The organism is Aporhodopirellula rubra (assembly GCF_014192335.1).
Taxonomy (GTDB): Bacteria; Planctomycetota; Planctomycetia; order Pirellulales; family Pirellulaceae; genus Rhodopirellula; species Rhodopirellula rubra.
This window is the reverse complement of sequence record NZ_JACHXU010000005.1, coordinates 171,079-188,085: the sequence shown is the minus strand read 5'-3', so window position 1 is coordinate 188,085 and position 17,007 is coordinate 171,079. Positions and strand designations below refer to the sequence as shown.

The 17,007-nt window shown below is 54.3% G+C and carries 16 protein-coding genes; 4 read left to right on the top strand and 12 right to left on the bottom strand.

Annotated elements, in window-relative coordinates; all coding sequences use genetic code 11:
* Positions 1-12 precede the first annotated feature (12 nt).
* Genes hypE through FHS27_RS08745 form a run of 11 tightly spaced genes read right to left on the bottom strand, consistent with a single transcriptional unit; the run spans position 13 to position 10,000 of the window.
* Complete coding sequence (gene hypE / locus FHS27_RS08795; protein WP_184304249.1) at positions 13-1,068, bottom strand: hydrogenase expression/formation protein HypE; 1,056 nt, start codon at positions 1,066-1,068, stop codon at positions 13-15.
* Positions 1,065-2,171 (bottom strand): hydrogenase formation protein HypD, encoded by a 1,107-nt coding sequence (gene hypD, locus FHS27_RS08790; protein WP_184304247.1) that lies wholly within the window; start codon positions 2,169-2,171, stop codon positions 1,065-1,067. Before hypD ends, hypE begins: the two co-directional genes overlap by 4 nt.
* Complete coding sequence (locus tag FHS27_RS08785) at positions 2,158-2,403, bottom strand: HypC/HybG/HupF family hydrogenase formation chaperone (protein ID WP_184304245.1); 246 nt, start codon at positions 2,401-2,403, stop codon at positions 2,158-2,160. Before FHS27_RS08785 ends, hypD begins: the two co-directional genes overlap by 14 nt.
* On the bottom strand, positions 2,394-4,688 hold the full coding sequence (gene hypF / locus FHS27_RS08780; RefSeq protein WP_184304243.1) for a carbamoyltransferase HypF: 2,295 nt from the start codon (positions 4,686-4,688) through the stop codon (positions 2,394-2,396). Before hypF ends, FHS27_RS08785 begins: the two co-directional genes overlap by 10 nt.
* Positions 4,685-5,371, bottom strand: coding sequence for a hydrogenase nickel incorporation protein HypB (gene hypB / locus FHS27_RS08775; protein WP_184304241.1), 687 nt, complete (start codon positions 5,369-5,371; stop codon positions 4,685-4,687). The genes hypF and hypB overlap by 4 nt, the downstream gene beginning before the upstream one ends.
* Entirely contained in the window at positions 5,355-5,720 is a 366-nt protein-coding gene (locus FHS27_RS08770) for a hydrogenase maturation nickel metallochaperone HypA/HybF (RefSeq protein ID WP_184304239.1), read from the bottom strand. The genes hypB and FHS27_RS08770 overlap by 17 nt, the downstream gene beginning before the upstream one ends.
* The gene (locus FHS27_RS08765) at positions 5,713-6,174 is read right to left on the bottom strand and encodes a hypothetical protein (RefSeq protein WP_184304237.1); all 462 of its coding nucleotides are present in this window, start codon (positions 6,172-6,174) and stop codon (positions 5,713-5,715) included. Before FHS27_RS08765 ends, FHS27_RS08770 begins: the two co-directional genes overlap by 8 nt.
* Positions 6,171-7,466 carry a Ni/Fe hydrogenase subunit alpha gene (locus FHS27_RS08760; protein WP_184304235.1) on the bottom strand — a complete coding sequence of 432 codons (1,296 nt, stop codon included), beginning with the start codon at positions 7,464-7,466 and terminating at the stop codon, positions 6,171-6,173. Before FHS27_RS08760 ends, FHS27_RS08765 begins: the two co-directional genes overlap by 4 nt.
* Positions 7,463-8,257, bottom strand: coding sequence for an NADH-quinone oxidoreductase subunit B family protein (locus FHS27_RS08755; RefSeq protein WP_184304233.1), 795 nt, complete (start codon positions 8,255-8,257; stop codon positions 7,463-7,465). The genes FHS27_RS08760 and FHS27_RS08755 overlap by 4 nt, the downstream gene beginning before the upstream one ends.
* A complete protein-coding gene (locus FHS27_RS08750; RefSeq protein WP_184304231.1) occupies positions 8,254-9,099 on the bottom strand; it encodes an FAD/NAD(P)-binding protein in 846 nt (281 codons plus the stop codon). The genes FHS27_RS08755 and FHS27_RS08750 overlap by 4 nt, the downstream gene beginning before the upstream one ends.
* Positions 9,080-10,000 carry a universal stress protein gene (locus FHS27_RS08745; protein ID WP_184304229.1) on the bottom strand — a complete coding sequence of 307 codons (921 nt, stop codon included), beginning with the start codon at positions 9,998-10,000 and terminating at the stop codon, positions 9,080-9,082. The genes FHS27_RS08750 and FHS27_RS08745 overlap by 20 nt, the downstream gene beginning before the upstream one ends.
* Positions 10,001-10,335: 335 nt before the next feature.
* Between FHS27_RS08745 and FHS27_RS08740 the strand changes: the two genes are divergently transcribed.
* Positions 10,336-11,829 (top strand): ATP-binding protein, encoded by a 1,494-nt coding sequence (locus tag FHS27_RS08740; RefSeq protein WP_184304227.1) that lies wholly within the window; start codon positions 10,336-10,338, stop codon positions 11,827-11,829.
* A gap of 13 nt (positions 11,830-11,842) precedes the next feature.
* On the opposite strand, the gene FHS27_RS08735 is transcribed toward FHS27_RS08740, so the two are convergent.
* Positions 11,843-12,535, bottom strand: coding sequence for a flavodoxin domain-containing protein (locus FHS27_RS08735; RefSeq protein WP_184304225.1), 693 nt, complete (start codon positions 12,533-12,535; stop codon positions 11,843-11,845).
* A 445-nt stretch (positions 12,536-12,980) separates the two neighbouring features.
* On the opposite strand from FHS27_RS08735, the gene FHS27_RS08730 reads away from it, so the two are divergent.
* The 3 genes from FHS27_RS08730 (at position 12,981) to FHS27_RS08720 (ending at position 16,951) form a co-directional block, all read left to right on the top strand.
* Positions 12,981-14,003, top strand: coding sequence for a two-component system sensor histidine kinase NtrB (locus tag FHS27_RS08730; RefSeq protein WP_315854500.1), 1,023 nt, complete (start codon positions 12,981-12,983; stop codon positions 14,001-14,003).
* Positions 14,004-14,428: 425 nt separating this feature from the next.
* Complete coding sequence (locus tag FHS27_RS08725) at positions 14,429-15,892, top strand: sigma-54-dependent transcriptional regulator (protein ID WP_184304221.1); 1,464 nt, start codon at positions 14,429-14,431, stop codon at positions 15,890-15,892.
* A gap of 27 nt (positions 15,893-15,919) precedes the next feature.
* On the top strand, positions 15,920-16,951 hold the full coding sequence (locus FHS27_RS08720; protein WP_184304219.1) for a potassium channel family protein: 1,032 nt from the start codon (positions 15,920-15,922) through the stop codon (positions 16,949-16,951).
* The last annotated feature ends 56 nt before the right edge of the window (positions 16,952-17,007 follow it).

Below are 17,007 nucleotides of genomic sequence, written 5' to 3'. Positions count from 1 at the left end.
GTTGAAACTCGATCAGCAGATTCGGGGCAGCATTGCGGCGATGGGTTCATCGAGTGGTTGGTCACCACCCATGCCTCGAGAGACCAAAACCGGAGAAATTTCACGTCGACGAGCGTATCCGATCGGTGCGGGATCGCCGCAACTGGAATGAGTTTTCATCACCGAAATGGCGTCTTCTGTCCGGTGGGAAGCAATTGCCGCGACAAAGGTGCCTTCGTTGGCGACGAACATCGGGTCCAAACCGAGTAGTTCACAGACGCCGCGTGTTTCAGGGAGCAGCGGAAGTTGGGCTTCGTCGACCCACATCGCGAGAGTGGATTCTTCGGCCCACTCATGAAGCACCGCGGCAACACCGCCACGTGTTGCGTCACGCATGGTTCTCAGATCGTTGCCAAGTGCGCTTTGTAAGTCTGCTGCCACTCGGTGGAGTGCGGCAGAATCGGATGCTGGTGGTGGCATGAATTCGAGCGATTCGCGAGCGGCGAGGACAGCAATCCCGTGCCGCGCGATCGGTCCCGACACAACTAACGTGTCACCTGGCTGAATTTGCTTCGCGGACATGCGTTGATCGTCGTGATGGACTCCAACGCCCGTCGTGTTGAGGAACATCCCGTCGGCGGCTCCCTTGGTAACCACTTTGGTGTCGCCGGCAACGATTGGGACCCCGCAGGTGTTCGCGGTCTCGGCGATGCTGTCGATGACTCGGTCGAAGACTTCAAAAGGGAGCCCCTCTTCCAAAATCAGTGATAGTGTGAGGAAGAGAGGTGAGGCACCCGCCATGGCTAAGTCATTGATGGTGCCGTGGACCGCGAGAGTTCCGATATCGCCTCCCGGGAAAAACAGCGGGGAAACGACATAGCTGTCCGTCGAGATCGCGACGTTGCCTTTGATCGTTCCCACGCAGGCGGCATCGCTGAACCTTTGAACGTTCGTTTCTCCGAGCTTCGAGACGATGCGGTCACGAATCAGATTCCGCATCATCTTGCCGCCTTCACCGTGGGCCAGAGTGATGGTTTGATCTGATGTTGTTGGACGAGGACACGCGAGTGGTGACATGGGAGCGTTCATGATGGCACCTTGATCGGCAATGGTTCAAATCGATAGTACGCCGCACAGGCACCCTCACTTGATACCATGGGGGCGCCGAGTGGTGATTGCGGCGTGCACGTGGTTGCGAAGGCGGGGCATTGTTTGGGTTTGATTTTCCCCGACATCACGTCGGCGCCGCGGCAATCGACATCGCCCCGACCCTTTGGCGGTAGGACGTCGGCGAACTTTTGTCGTGCGTTCATGAGGCTGTATTCCGCTCGCAGTCGGTAGCCTCCACCCGAGATCGTTCCGAACCCGCGCCAATCTCGATCGTCGACTTCGTATACTTGGTCGATGATCGATTGTGCGGCTAGGTTGCCTTGACGTTGAACGGTTCGACTGTACTGGTTTTTTACGATGGCCTGTCCTGTTTCCAAAAGTTCGACTGTTTTCAAAATTCCTCGCAGCAGATCAATCGGTTCAAAACCAGTGATCACGATAGGCACGCGAAACCGCGACGCAAAAGGTTGGTAGGCTTCGAAACCGGTGATGCAGCAAACGTGACCGGCGGCCAGAAAACCCTCGACGCGGTTGTCTGGCATTCGCATGATGGTTTCCATGGCCGGAAGCACACGCACGTGAGCGGGAACGATCGAAAAATTGTTGAGGCTGAGCTTCGTTGCTTGAATCACCGCCAGTGCAGTCGCGGGGGCCGTCGTCTCAAAGCCCACCGCCAGGAAAACGATTTCAGCGTTCGGGTGTTGGCGAGCAAGAGCTAACGCATCGAGAGGTGAGTAGACAATTTGGATTCTCCCGCCGCGTTCACGTGCCTGCATCAACGACTGGCTACTGCCTGGGACGCGAAGCATGTCACCGAAACTCGCGACGATTGTGTTCGGGCGAAGTGCAAGTGCCACGGCAAAGTCAATTAGTTCGGTGGCGGTGACGCAGACGGGGCACCCAGGACCATGAATCAGTTCAACACAGTCAGCCAATTCTCGTTCGATGCCATACCGGACGAGGTTGTGGGTTTGCCCGCCGCAGACATCCATCAGTACCCAAGGACGTGTTGCTCTCGCACGGATGTCGGTGATTAACGATTGCGATGCCGCCGCGTCACGGTATTCGTCAAGGTGTTTCATCAGAATTCTCGCCCAGCGATTTGAGTTCCGCCAATGTCTGTTCCGCTTCCACCTCGTCGACGAGACAGATTGCAATACCCGCGTGCACGATGACGTAGTCACCCAGATTGGCATCGGTCACGCAGGCCATGTGAATCTCGCGACGGACGCCAGAAAACTCCACCTCCGCTTTCGCAAAGTTCGACTCGCGATTGATCCAACGGACCACTCTTCCTGGAACCCCTAAGCACATGGGTGACCTCCCATGGTCGATGGTGCACAAGGAAGTCGGTCGGATGTGTCGCGACGTGAGTGCGAGTTGCGACTGATGGTCGCCGACGCAACGACGAGTTGACCGATTGCCAAGCCGCCGTCGTTAATTGGGAGCACCCGAGGAAATCGGATGTCAAGTGATTGTTGCCTAGCGAGACGCGACGTCACTTCCAAGAGGGTGCGATTCTGGAAAACACCGCCGGATAAAACGCACGGGATGTCTCGATATCTCGCCGCGATATCCACGATTAGATTCGCAACAGCGTGATGAAAACGCATCGCAATTTTCGCAGCCGAAATGAGTTTCTTGTCTTCGTCGATCTGTCGCAGGACTGGACCCCAATCCATTTGCAGTGGCTCGTTATCGGTGATCTCGAACCGATAAGTTTCAGCCTCGAGACGGTCACACTCTGCCTCGAGTCGCATGGCGGCTTCGCCTTCGAAATCAACCGTGTCGATACCGAGCACGATGGATGCGACGGCATCGAACAATCGTCCCATGCTGGACGTCAGTGGTCCTCGATCGATTGCGAATTGCAGGCAGGGATCGATGGGTGCGAAGCCAGGCAGTTGTGAGTTGAGCGAAGCCGCTATACGCCACGGTTGTTTGATCGAGAATTCACCGCCGGGCAATCGAAACGGACGGAGATGAGCGACACGTTGGTAGGATGTTGTCGTTGCCTCGAGGACCTCTCCTCCCCAAATGGTCCCTTGTCCAAAGCCCGTGCCGTCAAATGTGATACCGAGAACCGTTTGGTCGTCCAGGTTGTGCTCGAACATCGACGCAGCGATGTGCGCGTGATGATGTTGGACTGAGATCGCTGGTGTTGTGTTTTGTTGTGCCCACTGGGTTGTGAAATAGTTCGGATGTTGATCGTGTGTGACGGAATCGAAGTCAAGCTGATAGAGCGTCCGGCATTGATCCAGTGACTCTTGAAACCGAATGCGACACGCTTCGGTTGTCATGTCGCCAATGTGTGGAAGGAGAACGAGACTTTCTCCCGTTTGGATTGCAGGGGCGAGTTTTTGATGTCCGCCGACGGCCAGGATGCGATTTTGATCGGATGTCGAGAAGGTCAGCGGGGTGATACCACGGCCGCCTCGGATCGTCATCGTGAAATCGTCAACGCATTGCACGACGCTGTCATCAACAGGATGCAGGATGTCTCGATCATGATGCAGAATCACGTCCGCGACGCTGGCCAGATCGGATGCGGCGACGGAATTTTCAAAAATGATCGGCGATCCGTGTCGGTTGCCACTGGTCACGACGATCGGCCGGCCGACCGCATCGGTAATCATCGCGTGCAATGCCGAACTCGGCAGCATAACACCGATCGTGTTCAGCGAGCCTGCCACTTGTGGTGAAACGATCCGCCTGCTCAGTGACGTCAGTAAGACGATCGGATTGACGTGACTTTGCAATGCTGCGTTTTCGTGTTCGCGTGCGTTTGCAATGGCCGCGACCGCGTCGGTGTCACCGACCATAACTGGCAACGGTTTGCTCGGGCGTTGTTTTCGAAGCCGAAGTCGCCCAACAGCATCGTCATTGGTTGCGTCGGAAATTAGCTGGTAACCACCGATACCCTTAACCGCCGCGATTTGACCTGCCAGGATTTCTTCGGCGACGAAAATGACGGCATCGCGACCGCTGGCGAGAACGTTTCCTAGTCGATCCGTGACCCAGCATCTGGGGCCACAATCGGGACAGGATATCGTTTGTGCGTGAAATCGTCGGTCATTCGGGTTGCGATATTCGGCTTCGCATTGAGAGCACATCGGGAACGCCGACATGCTTGTCAAGTCGCGGTCGAATGGCATCGCTGTGATTATGGAATAACGTGGCCCACAGCGTGTGCAGGTGTTGAACGGATATCCGAAACGTCGGTTCGATTTCGATCGCACTTCCGCGAGGCAATCCTGACAAATTGCTAAATCCAACGGTACGGTGGTTTGGACGCGATCTCCAGCGAGAGTTTCGATAATTCGGAAACGGGAAGGTTTCGATTGGCAATTGCGATTCGCGGTATTCGATTGCAAGGTGGCGTTTGCAAACGTTGATGCTAATGCCTTTGCGAATGAGGCCAGTGATGAGGGGGGGGCAAATGCGTCGATCTCTACTCCTCGGCTACAATTGCGGACTGTCCCGCGGATGCCAAGGTCTGAGGCAAGGTTGGCAATCGTTGGACGGACGCCTTGTCCCTGCACCAAACCTCGTAACAGGAATGTTGATCGCGCGACGGTGTCGGGCAACGTGTCCCTCATGGGATTGCTCTTTCGGACAGCATGGTATTTCGACGTTGCTCGAGCATTCGGCACCAATGTGAAATTCCCTGGTCATGAAGCGAGCTGACTTCAATCACATCAATGGATTCGCGAATACGACGTGTGTCGAGGGTGGCTTGCTCGACGTTGAATGGAACGTGGGGTGCCAGATCCATTTTGGTGACGATCATCACGTCGCTGGTGCGGAACATCTTCGGGTACTTGCCCGGTTTGTCATCGCCTTCGGTCGTGCTGAGCAACACAACGCGAAGATGTTCTGAGAGATCGTGAGAGGCGGGGCAAACTAAGTTTCCTACGTTTTCGATGAACAAGAAATCAAAGCGTTCGTTCGGCAGTTTGGCGAGACCTTTTTCGACGAGTGGTAACTCCAGATGACATCCGCCACCCGTCGTTAACTGCTGCACCGGTACAAAAGGACGGAGACGATCGGCGTCGCGTTCGGTCGCTAAGTCGCCGACCAAAACCGCGGTTTTCCATTTGTTCTTCCACCACCGGCAGGTCGCTTCGAGCAAGCTGGTTTTGCCTGCTCCCGGCGATGAAACGAGATTCACGACGAAGGTTCCCGTCTGCGTGAACGCGAGACGCAGTCGCTGGGCCGCGGCACGGTTTTCGGATTGAATGTCGCGATTGATGAGAAGGGTTTTACTAGGCAAGAGTGGCACCTTCTTCGAAAGTGATTGAGAGTAAACGGAACTCATCGCCGCTGATGACTCGAACGCGTCCAGAATGACATTGCCCACAACGAAATGTGAAATCTTGAAGTTCGGTATCGCTCTCGCAATCAAGGCAGCTCACCTGAAGCGAGGATAGCTCGATCGTTAAGGTGGCAGGCGGACGACGTTCTTGATTACAGAGTTGATCATAAGCCATTCGTACCAATTCCGGTTCGACTCCCGAAAGCGGACCGATCTCGATGGTAATGTCCTGGACCGCATCCGCATTGGCATCGTGGTCCGTGGCGATCTGGTCGACTTGACGAACGAGGCTTCTAACGAGTGATATTTCATGCATCGCTCACCTCGCTCGCAATCAATTCTGCACACCGGACAGAGTTAGATTGGGTGGTGGCCGACATGAGACTGAATGGTTCGAATTGTTCGCCTTTTCCTACCCAGAGCGTAACATGATCGGTGGGCTTTTTAAGCGAACGGGCTAGGCGAAAAACAGACTCGAGACCCATGTCATGGGTGCCCCGGTGGGGAGTCTCGCGGAAGATCCGGATGTCGATTGCATTGGCGATTTGGAGTTTGCGAATCGGCTCGTCCGGCGGCAAACCTTCCGCCGCATCCACGACGATCACTCGCTCGTTGGCGTCGAGCATACCGAGGATATCAACCGGGTGTTCCGATTTGGTTAGCGTAACGTGCGATAGTCCCATCGTGGCAAGTCGATCTATAACTGCCCACCCGAACTGATCGTCACCGTGAGGGCTGCCGAGTCCGATTAGGCACGTTTGGCTGTTCATGATCGATCGATCGTTAACTTCAGGAAGTGAGTCGAACAACTGATGCACGGGTCGTAGGTGCGTATCAGTTTTTCGGCCTCGGATGCGATCGTTTCGTCGGAATCGTTCAACCATTGCGGTAAAAATTCCCGCAAGTCTGATTCAATTTGTAATTGGTTCTGGGATGTTGGAGGGACGATGTTGGCGGAGGCAACCATTCCGCGTGAATCGATCCCGTAGTGATGGTAGATCATGCCACGAGGTGCCTCCGTGGCGGCACAACCTGCCGACTCGTGTGGGCGATAGTTGGTGAATGCGTGATACGGTGGAGAATAGTTCTCGATCACATCGATCGCTTCCTCCAATGCGTGAACGACTTCGAGGCTTCGAGCGATAATCGCTTGGAAACGGTTCGTCAGCGGCAATGGTGGACATGCCGTTTCGATCAAATGCTTCGTAGACGGAGATAGCTGGCGCGAGTTCAACGCAACTCGTGCAAGTGGTCCGAGGAGATACGGCGCCGAACTGTCCCGTCGAGAGGACTGCAACGCGGTACTGTATTCGACTTGGTTTTCGCCGAAATGCTGTTCGTATTCGTTGACGTTGATCGACGGACAACAAGTCGATGCAATAACGCCTTCATTGAATGGGTATTCGTCGTTGTTTTGTAAACTGATCAACTCACAGTCGAGGTCGAAATCAGGGAAATCAAAACCCGCGATCCACCGTGTCGATTCGATAGCGGCTTCGAGGCTCCAACGCAGGTCTGGCAACAACGTTTTCAGTTCATCTTTGGAAGGCAGATGATGGAAACCCCCGACCCGGACGTTGACCGGATGGACGGCCCGGCCGCCGAGCACTTCGAGCAATCGATTGCCAATTTTTTTAATGCGCAGTCCGGTGTTGATCTGATCGGGAAACCGTTCAGCCAATTCGATGCCGCTGTGGCAACCAAAAAAGTCAGGGGCATTGAGCAGGAAGATGTGCAACACATGACTCTCGATCCACTCGCCACAGACGAGCAACCGCCGAAGTCGACGGATTTCGGGATCGATCGCGATCGCAAGCGAGTTTTCGATCGCGTGCACGGACGTCATCTGATAGGCCACCGGACAGATCCCACAGATGCGAGCGGTGAGATCGGGCACCTCCTCGATCGCTCGTCCACGCAAGAACGATTCGAAAAAACGTGGTGGCTCATAGATCGCGAGTCGTACGCTTTCAATCAATTCGTCCCGGATCCGGATGTGCAGCGCCCCTTCTCCTTCGACACGCGTCAATGCGTTGACGGTAATCTTACGCGTGGAACTCACTGAGTCGACTCCGGATGGGCGGATTCGATTCGATCGCTTTCGATTTGAAAAACGTTGGCTGCAGCGGAGACGTTGCGAAGAGCGTGTAGAAGAGTCGTCTCTGTTGTATCACCCGCGAGATAGTGTTCGGACAACGCAGGGCAATTTACCTGAGCAGCGGGACCGAAGCACCCGTAGCACGGCCGATCATAGGCAGGGCAAATGGCTCCACATCCCGTTTGAGTTATCGGTCCCAAACAAGGCTGTTGTCGCGTAACGGCGAGGCACACGGTCCCTCGCCGTTTGCAATCGATGCATACGCTGTGTCGTGGTGTTCTCGTTTTTCGATCCGCGATCAAGGCACCGATGACCTCTAACAGTTGGCGTTTGTCGATCGGGCATCCACGAAGTTCAAAATCCACGGGCACGTGATCCGCGATCGCAGTGCTCGTCGACAAAGAGTCGACGTATTGAGGGCTTGCGTAGACGGCCGCGACGAACTCGTCGTGATCGCCCCAGTTGCGTAACGCTTGGACGCCTCCTGACGTCGCGCAGGCACCGATTGCGACAAGAGTTTTTGATGAGGACCGGATCTTGTGGATGCGGTCCACATCGACCGATGTTGAGAGGGATCCTTCGACGAGTGCAATGTCAAACGGACCTTCCTGGACAAAACTGCTCGCTTCCAAAAAGTGAGCGATTTCGATCGTTTCGGCGAGCTCTAGCAGTTCGTCTTCGCACGACAGCAGTTGGAGTTGGCAACCATCGCAGGAGGCGAACTTAAAAACACCGAGTCGCTTTTTATTATTCATAGCGAATCCACATGCATCCAGTCTTTCACTTGGTCATACCGCAGCACAGGGCCTTCTTTGCAAATGAAATGAGGACCGAGTTGGCAATGACCACATAGGCCGATGGCGCAGTTCATATTTCGCTCGAGTGAAACCCAAAGATTCTCGCGAGGGACGCCTCGTTCACGAACGGTTCGAATCGCATAGGTCATCATCACCTCCGGACCGCAGGAGAATACCATGGTGCGTTTTGGTGACTGGATTCCTAAACGATTGATTAACAACGTGACGACACCCACGTTGCCCGACCAATCGGCCGCCGCACGATCGACCGTCGATTGGACTTCGATTTCAAACGCCCGCCATTGATCGTAGTCGTCGGTGTAAAGAAGGTCTGCCGGTGTGCGGGCGCCGATAAGAAGGCTGACGCGACCGAACATTTGACGACTCAAGACGATTTGATCAATCAACGGACGCATCGGCGCGAGCCCAATCCCGCCCGCAACGAGGATGATGTCTTTGTTATGAGCTTGCTCGATCGGCCAGTGCGATCCGAAGGGCCCACGGACGCCGAGCGTGCCGCCCGGATCGGTGGCCGCTAACGCTCGCGTTACATTGCCGACCGAACGAACCGTGTGAACCAAACAATCGCCCGGCGACGGCAGGTGACTGAGTGAAATGGCTGCTTCACCAATGCCGGGCATGAAGAGCATGTTGAATTGACCGGGCCGGGCATGATAGTTTTGGCGATCTTCCCGGTTCGTTAGTTCAATCCAGTAAGTCTGCACGCCAGGCGTTTCCAACTTCACATCACGCAGACGTGCCGCCGATACCGTCCAAGGGTCAGGTTGTTGCAACCGCATCGCCCACCTCATTCGGTGTGGGAGTCGCGTTCCAGTGGCGACGCGAGATCCAAACGCTACAAGGCGCATGTCGCAAAACGTACTTGGAAGTGCTGCCTAGCAGAAACCGACTGAGTAGGCTGTGCCCGGTATCACCAACCACAATCAAGTTTGCGTTGGTTTCCTCCGCCACGTTGACGATCGAGTCGCCAATGTGGTCTGACACGGGGGTCTGAGCATCGGTGTGAGGGAAACGGTCTGCGATCTGGCTCGCGATGCGTTCGGCCGCCTCATCGATTTTGCTGACGAGGGCCGGGTCGATCGTGATAGGAGGTCCCGTGTAGCCTTCGCCAACAAACACGTAGGGTTGCAAGGCGACACTGACCACGTTGACTTCGCAGCTGGGCTCCAGGTTCCACTGCATCAGTTCCCAGACCGCTTCGCGAGACGCCACCGATTGATCGAATCCGATGACGATTCTCTTTAGATCAACGTCTTGCTGTTCGTCGCCTCGCACTACAACGACCGAGCACTCTGCACTCGCCGCGACGCTGTCTGAGACGCTGCCCAGCAGGACGCGTCGGAAAGCCGAATGGCCTTTGGCGCCGAGCACGATTAAATCGACCTTTGATTTTTTCGCCTGTTCTAAAATGCATGGTGCGGCGGACCCCGAACCGTGAGCCAACGTCACTGATTCACAAACGTCTTCCAAAGCCGATTTTGCTTGGTCCAGGATAGGCTGAGTGCGGTCGCTCTCATGCTCCGTCCAGTGAGGACTCCAGGGATGCATCGGATAGTGTTCGGGATCGAACGAAACGGTCAAAACCACAGCATCGACAGAGCAGTTTTTCGCCAATTTTGCCACGAATTTGGTAGCGTTCTGGGAGGGGGAAGAGCCATCTGTTGCCAACAAGATTTTCATTGTCAGGTCTCCTCGTTTGTCGATCGTTTGGGGCGTTGAACGAATCGAACCAATTGCAGTTTGCGTACCAAAGGCCGAAGAGGATGGTTTTCCGAATCGTTGGGGCACCCTGTGCACAAATTCCATCCCAGAACGTGCAGGGGTGCGCGCTCTAGCACGCAAGCGTGCGGAGTGCCAATGAAATGCTCCCAATTGCGACAAACAGTCACTAGGCATCTGAAACGAAACGGTTACCAGTGAATCAGGCGTTTGTTACGATAGAGCCAGCGGAAACTCCATGATTTGTATTGATCGTGTTGGTACCGTGGCGTTCTTTTCCTTGATGGGAAGATAAGATGAACGATGAGTTAGAGGTGTTGCTCGTCGAAGACGATTCGGACAGTTTGACTAACCTGACGCAGATTTTGCAGCAAGACGGACATCACGTTCGAATTGCAGAAAATTTCGCACAGGTCCGCGCTGCCGGCCTGCAACCTCATATCGCATTGGTGATGCTCGATCGCCAGCTCCCCGACGGGCAGGCGGAAGAGGTGCTGCCTGAACTGAAAGAATTGTTGCCCAACGCAGAGTTTGTCATCGTGACCGCGTACGCGGATCTGGAGCATTCCATTGCGGCGTTGAAATTGGGGGTCGTCGACTATATCTGCAAACCGTTTCATGCCGATGTGATTCGTGCGAGCGTCGCTCGCATCATTCGCCAGCGGCGCATCGAAAACCAGTTGTGCGAAGAACATCAATTCGCCGCTGAAGTACTCAAGACCGCCGAGGCCGTCATCCTTGTGCTGGCCCCGGACGGAACGATCCAGCGTTTCAATCAGTATTTCACTCAAATTACCGGTTGGAAATTAGAGGACCTGCTCGGTTGCAATTGGTTTACCAAATGCATCCCGGCCGATGACCGAGAGCGGGTATGTGATGTTTTCTTAGGTGTCGCGCACAATGTGCAAAGCGCAGGTGTGGTGAATTCCGTGTTGATGACAGACGGGCGAGAGCGACAAATTCGTTGGTCCAACACGACTTTAAAAGACGATCATGACCAGGTGAAATCGATTTTGGCGATTGGTGTTGACGTCACCGACTTGATCGCAGCCCAACGGAACTCGGTTCAATCTCAGCGATTGGCCGCGATTGGTCAAACCGTCACGCGTATCGCTCATGAAAGTCGTAATGCGTTGCAGAGGATTCAGGCGAGCGTTGATATTCTGCAGCTTGACATCCCACTGGAATCGGATCTTCGAGAGGAAGTCGATTCGATCTATCGGGCATCGAACGAATTGAAAGAAACGCTCGAAGAGGTGCGCCAATACGCGGCACCCCTTCAACTGCATCGCGAACCAGTCGATCTGCCCGAGCTATGGCGTCGAGTGTGGGGCTATCTCGCGTCATCACGTGGGGATCGTGATGCAAAAATCGTAGAAAAACTCTGTGGGTGCGCTCTCGTCGTCGAGGTTGATGAGATGCGTCTAGAGCGTGTTTTTCGTAACCTTTTTGAAAATTCACTGGCCGCATGCGAAGACCCAACTCAGATCACCATCGATTGTAAATGTGATGGACCGGATTGGATTTGGTTGGAAGTCCAGGATAACGGACCGGGGTTATCGAGCGAGCAGCGTGAGAAACTCTTTGAGCCCTTCTACACTACGAAAGTCCGTGGAACCGGGTTAGGCATGTCGATCGTCCAACGGATTATCGAAGCCCATGGTGGGAGTATTAAAGTCGGGAACTCGAACGGCCGTGGTGCGAAATTCGTCATCCGAATCGCGAAGCACAGTCAAGGCAACAGCGACTGTTGTCATTCGTCACTGCACAGGGAGCCGGTTCAAATTTGACGTAAGCGACCGCTCACTCAACGTTCGCGTTTTCGGTTTGGGCGTCACCCGCGATGACTGTATCGTTGCCAAGTTGCGTGGATCTCTCCTTGACGCATTGGCGATGACATTGATGACGCCGAGTCGCATCGGCTGGCCATGGTCCAATCGGATCGGGGTGGCGGCACCTCAGTACATATTCGGCGAAATCGACTGCGAATGCCTCAACGGCTTGCCAGTCCGTGTATTCATAGTCTTGCGCTAACTCGGTGGCGTACCCTGAAATCTCAGCGAAGTGACGCATGATGCGTTTCTTGAGCCAGCCGTACTCTGAGTAGCGCAGCGCTCCGGCGAATGCCGTCCGCCGTGACGGGTTAAAGATGTTGCGTGAAAGAAGTTCGTCGGTCACGTCTTCAGCTGCATGTCGGTCTTGTTCATTTTTGCTAAGGATGCCGAGACAAACCGAAAAGAAAGCCGTCGGAATTTTCGCTAAGTATCGCTGGTGTTCTCGGATGCACCACTCAATCCGACGATCATGTTCTCCGTAGTGTAATGACGAACCCAACACAACGGCGTCGTAAGTCTTTAATGCGATTTCGGTGACGGATTGTTTGGCGACGTCGAACGTATCCGTGGGCACGCCGTGTTTGCCCATCGTCTGTGCAATCCGATGTGCGATGCGAAGGGTTTGGCCTTCACAGGAAGCAAAGATGACGATCGCACGCATGGTATTGACTCCGATTGAAGGACAGTCACGGCAGTTTTGTAGAGATCGCCTACTTTCGATCCTATCCGATTCCTCCTGGCTAATGTTCAGATCCGAAAATTGTTTTTAACAATTGCGTTCATAGCACCCTAGTGGTTTGGGACGCGATGTGGGGTCTGAAAGTGGGGTGAGGAAAGGAATCCGGATCGTTCATGATGCCCGTAACGGTGACGACCATCAAAATGATCGTTATTTCTAACACGACTTCTGGTTGGCGGTTTCATTCGGAGCGAACGTTGTGCCGAAGTCGGAGCAAATTTGTGCGTGCTCGATTGGGATGTGGCATCCCGGTTGCGTATTCGGTGACGCTGGTTTGAAAGAACTCTTGAGCGTCAGAAGCACCATGCAGACTATTCCCACGGTACGAAACAATAGGTTGGCAAACTTCCTCCTTGAAACCTCTCCGGTGGCAATTTTTGTTTCGAGTCCAGCCGGGATTATCCATGTGGTGAATCCTGTCGCCGAACGATGGTTCGGATACGAGGAATCAGAATTAGCAGGGAGGCAGCTGGAGCAACTCTTTCCCGAGGACGCCTCCAGTGACAATATGTCACAGTATCTGTGCTTCTTGTCACATCTGCGCGCCCCAGAACCCGGCAAGGAGTGGTGGTTGTCGGCCCGACGTCGAAACGGAACAGACTTTCTTGCAAAAGTCACGCTGCATCCGATAACCACGATAGACGGTGAGATGCGATTGGCGAATGTTGTCAAGCTTTCTGATCACGAGTCTCGCACGGAGAAGCATGTTCAGCGTGAACGTTTGGCCGCGGTATCGCAAATGGTATCGGGGCTCTCGCATGAATCTCGCAATGCGATGCAACGAGCAGAATCCTGTCTCGATTTGCTGGAAATGGATCTCGTCGAGGATTCTGAGACGCATCAATTGACGAACCGTATTCGAGAGGCCTTGCACAGTATTCATCGGACATACGAAGACGTCCGCGAGTACGCCGCACCGATTATCCTGAAGCGTTCTTCCGTCGACCTGCGTTGGCTGATAAGGGCGGTGACCGACCAATGGTCGCGGGAACGTAGGGGCGAAACGCCGAAATTACATATCGAGTGCGACGCCTTCTGTGATTCGGTGAGTCTTGATGTTGACCGGTTTGGTGTCGTGCTACGTCACCTTCTTGAAAACGCGTTACAGGCGAGTTCTGTCTATCAAACGATCGAGATTCGATGCCGGCGTTTGGACTCTGGAACGGGAATGCTACAGATCTGCGTGCGAGATCACGGTTCTGGCCTCGATGAAGCCGTGAAGCGGTGTTTGTTCGAACCGTTCTTTACGACCAAGCAACAGGGCACGGGTCTGGGATTAGCGGTGTGCCGTCGCATCATCGAGGCACACGAAGGGAATATTGACGCGTCGAACCATCCCGGCGGCGGAACCGTGGTTCGGATTCGTTTTCCGCAGCTTTATGCAAACTAAAGCAATTTCCAAGGAGATACAGCCGATGTCGCCAGACTTCGTGAGACTGGATTTTGTGAGTCCGGTTGCGGTATTGGATACGTCATCATTTGAAATGCTCTCACATGAATTGACTGCGAACTGCCTCATGAAACGAAACGAAAACCGAAGCTAGCCAACGCTTTTACCGGCTAATTCGACATCGCACCGAGTGAATTCGGTCCGCCACCGTAGGCAAAAGTGAGACACGTCAAAAGCGTGCATCGGCGACCATCTGTGCGGCGATGCACGTGAGATTGGGGCATTGTGTAGCGGTTTGTGCTGTCGTGGGCTGCGGAACGTCATTCGCAGCAGGTTCGACCACCGTGCTGCGGGGATACATGATCGTGGATCGACTTTGCGGCGGGGAGACTTTGACCTCCAAATCACTCCCGTGAGGAAACGTGATGTCCGAAACTCCTATTAAGCTGTTGCTCGTTGACGACGAAGAGGATTCGCGCCGTTCGGCGGCGAAGTGGATGCAACGCAAGGGACACGAGGTTACCGATGTATCCAACGCGGCCGAGGCTCTCAGTCTGATTCAGCGAGAGACTTTCGATGTCGGCATCTTTGACATGAACATGCCGGGAATGTCTGGTCTCGAGTTGTTGCAACGCGTCCATCAAGAGAAATTGGACATTGAAGTGATCATGTTGACGGGACAGGGAACGGTGGAAACCGCAGTCTCGGCTATGAAGATGGGAGCGTGTGACTATTTGAGGAAGCCGTGCTCTTTGGGCGATCTCGAACATCATTGTTTCCGCGCACGCGAGCGACGCCAGCTCAAGAAGGAAAACAAGCAACTCAAGGCGGTGATCTCACGCGCACGCCCGGCGGCGTCCCTGATCGGTGAATCGCCGTCGCTCATGCAAGTTGTCAAAATGATCGAAAAAGTCGGGCCGACGAATAAGCCCGTGCTTTTGCAAGGCGAGAGTGGAACCGGTAAAGAGGTCGTCGCACAGGCGATTCAACAGGCGAGTCACTTCGCGGAAAATCCGTTTGTGACCGTTAACTGCGCTGCGTTCCCTGAGAACCTCGTTGAGAGTGAATTGTTTGGTCATTTGAAGGGATCGTTTACCGGAGCAACGGCCGACAAGCCAGGGTTGTTTGAGATTGCAGATGAAGGCACGTTGTTCATCGACGAGGTTGGCGAATTGCCGCTCTCGTTGCAGCCCAAACTGTTGCGCGTCCTCGAAGACGGAACCATGCGCCGGGTGGGGTGCCATCGAGAACGTCGAGTGAAAGTGCGAATCATCGCGGCCACGAATCGTGACCTGCAACAGGAAGTCGATGCGGGACGTTTCCGAGAAGATCTATTCTATCGAATCAACGTTTTCTCGATTCAGTTGCCGACGTTGCGTGAACGCGAAGGCGACGTCGACCGATTGATCGATCACTTTCTGCCACGCTCGTTCCGAATTGAACAGGACGCCCGAGACGCTCTGAACCGATATCCATGGCCGGGCAACATCCGGCAACTCATTAATGTCATCGAACGAGCCACGATCCTGGCGGAGAATTTTGATATTATGTTGGACGATTTGCCGTGCGAGATCGTGAACTACAATCAGGCTTTGCCAGGGCGTTCCAGAACCGAAAGTACCGATAGCCTTCATGCCCCGTCCAATGCTTCCCCATACAGTGAGATGCTCGGCGACGCGAGATTTAAACTCGATGATGTTGTCCGTGTTCACGTCGAAGAGGTCTTGGCGAAGGAACATGGAAACAAAGCCAGTACGGCCCGGCGATTGGGGATTCATCGACGAAAATTGTATCGTTTGCTCGATCGATTCCAAAACAACGCGAACGCAAACAAGGAGACGAACGGCGAATGTCGTGAATTCGTATCGTCGTGTGGATCAGCCGTTTGATCGTCCTTTTGTTCGGGTGGGCCGCGAGTGAGGACGCATGCTTCGAGGACGCCGGTCCAACGCATCGCCAGTGGCGGTGTGTTGCTGCTGTTTGTGTTTGCCATCGCGGTTGCGGGTTATCGCTATCTTGGTGACTATGGATGGCTAGAATCCGTTTGGATGGTAGTGATCACGATCTCCACGGTTGGCTACAGCGAATCGAGTTCGCTTTCACCAGGGCTGCAACTGTATACGGTGTTGGTGATCCTTATCGGAATGTCTGCGGCTGCGTATACATTCGGCGGGTTGATTCAGTTACTCTTGGCGGGAGAGATCGATCGCCTTATCGGATTACGTCGAATGACCGCTGAAATTGCAAACATGAAGGATCACGTCATTATCTGTGGCTTTGGACGGATGGGCCAGAGTTTGGCAGAAGACTTGCGGTCGCAGGGACGCGTTGTCGTCATTATTGAATTGAACGCAGACCGAATCCGCGAGGCGGATGTTCTTGGCTTCGCGTGTTTGACGGGAGACGCGACCGAAGAAAACACGCTGGAGTCAGTCGGGATCGTTCGGGCACGAACTCTCGTGGCGGCGCTTTCCGGAGACGCCGAAAACGTATTCTTGACACTCACGGCACGTAATCTCAATTCCAAAATTCAGATTGTCGCGCGAGCGGAACTACGCAGCACCGAGAAGAAATTGCGCCAAGCGGGAGCCGACCGTGTCGTGATGCCGACAGTGGTTGGATCGCGACAGATGGCTCGCGTGATCACACGTCCAACGACGGCGGATTTGATGGAATTGGTCTCGCAACGTGAATTCTCCGACTTGGAACTGGATGAATTGCGTGTCGCCGAATCGAGCCTATTGACCGGGATGTCCGTTGGTGCGACCGATGCTCATCGTGGCCACAAACTGCTTATCGTTGCGATTCAATCTCGAGAGGGGAAATTGCTATTCAACCCGAACGCGTCTCAGGTGATCCAGGTCGGCGACACATTGATCCTAATGGGGCACATCGGAGACATTCAAGCGTTTCGAGAGAAATTCAACCAACCGGTTGAGTCCGTGTGAAGAGACCGACAGGGAACTCGCAGATCAAAGCCCCGTGGAGCGGTGTCGATCGCATG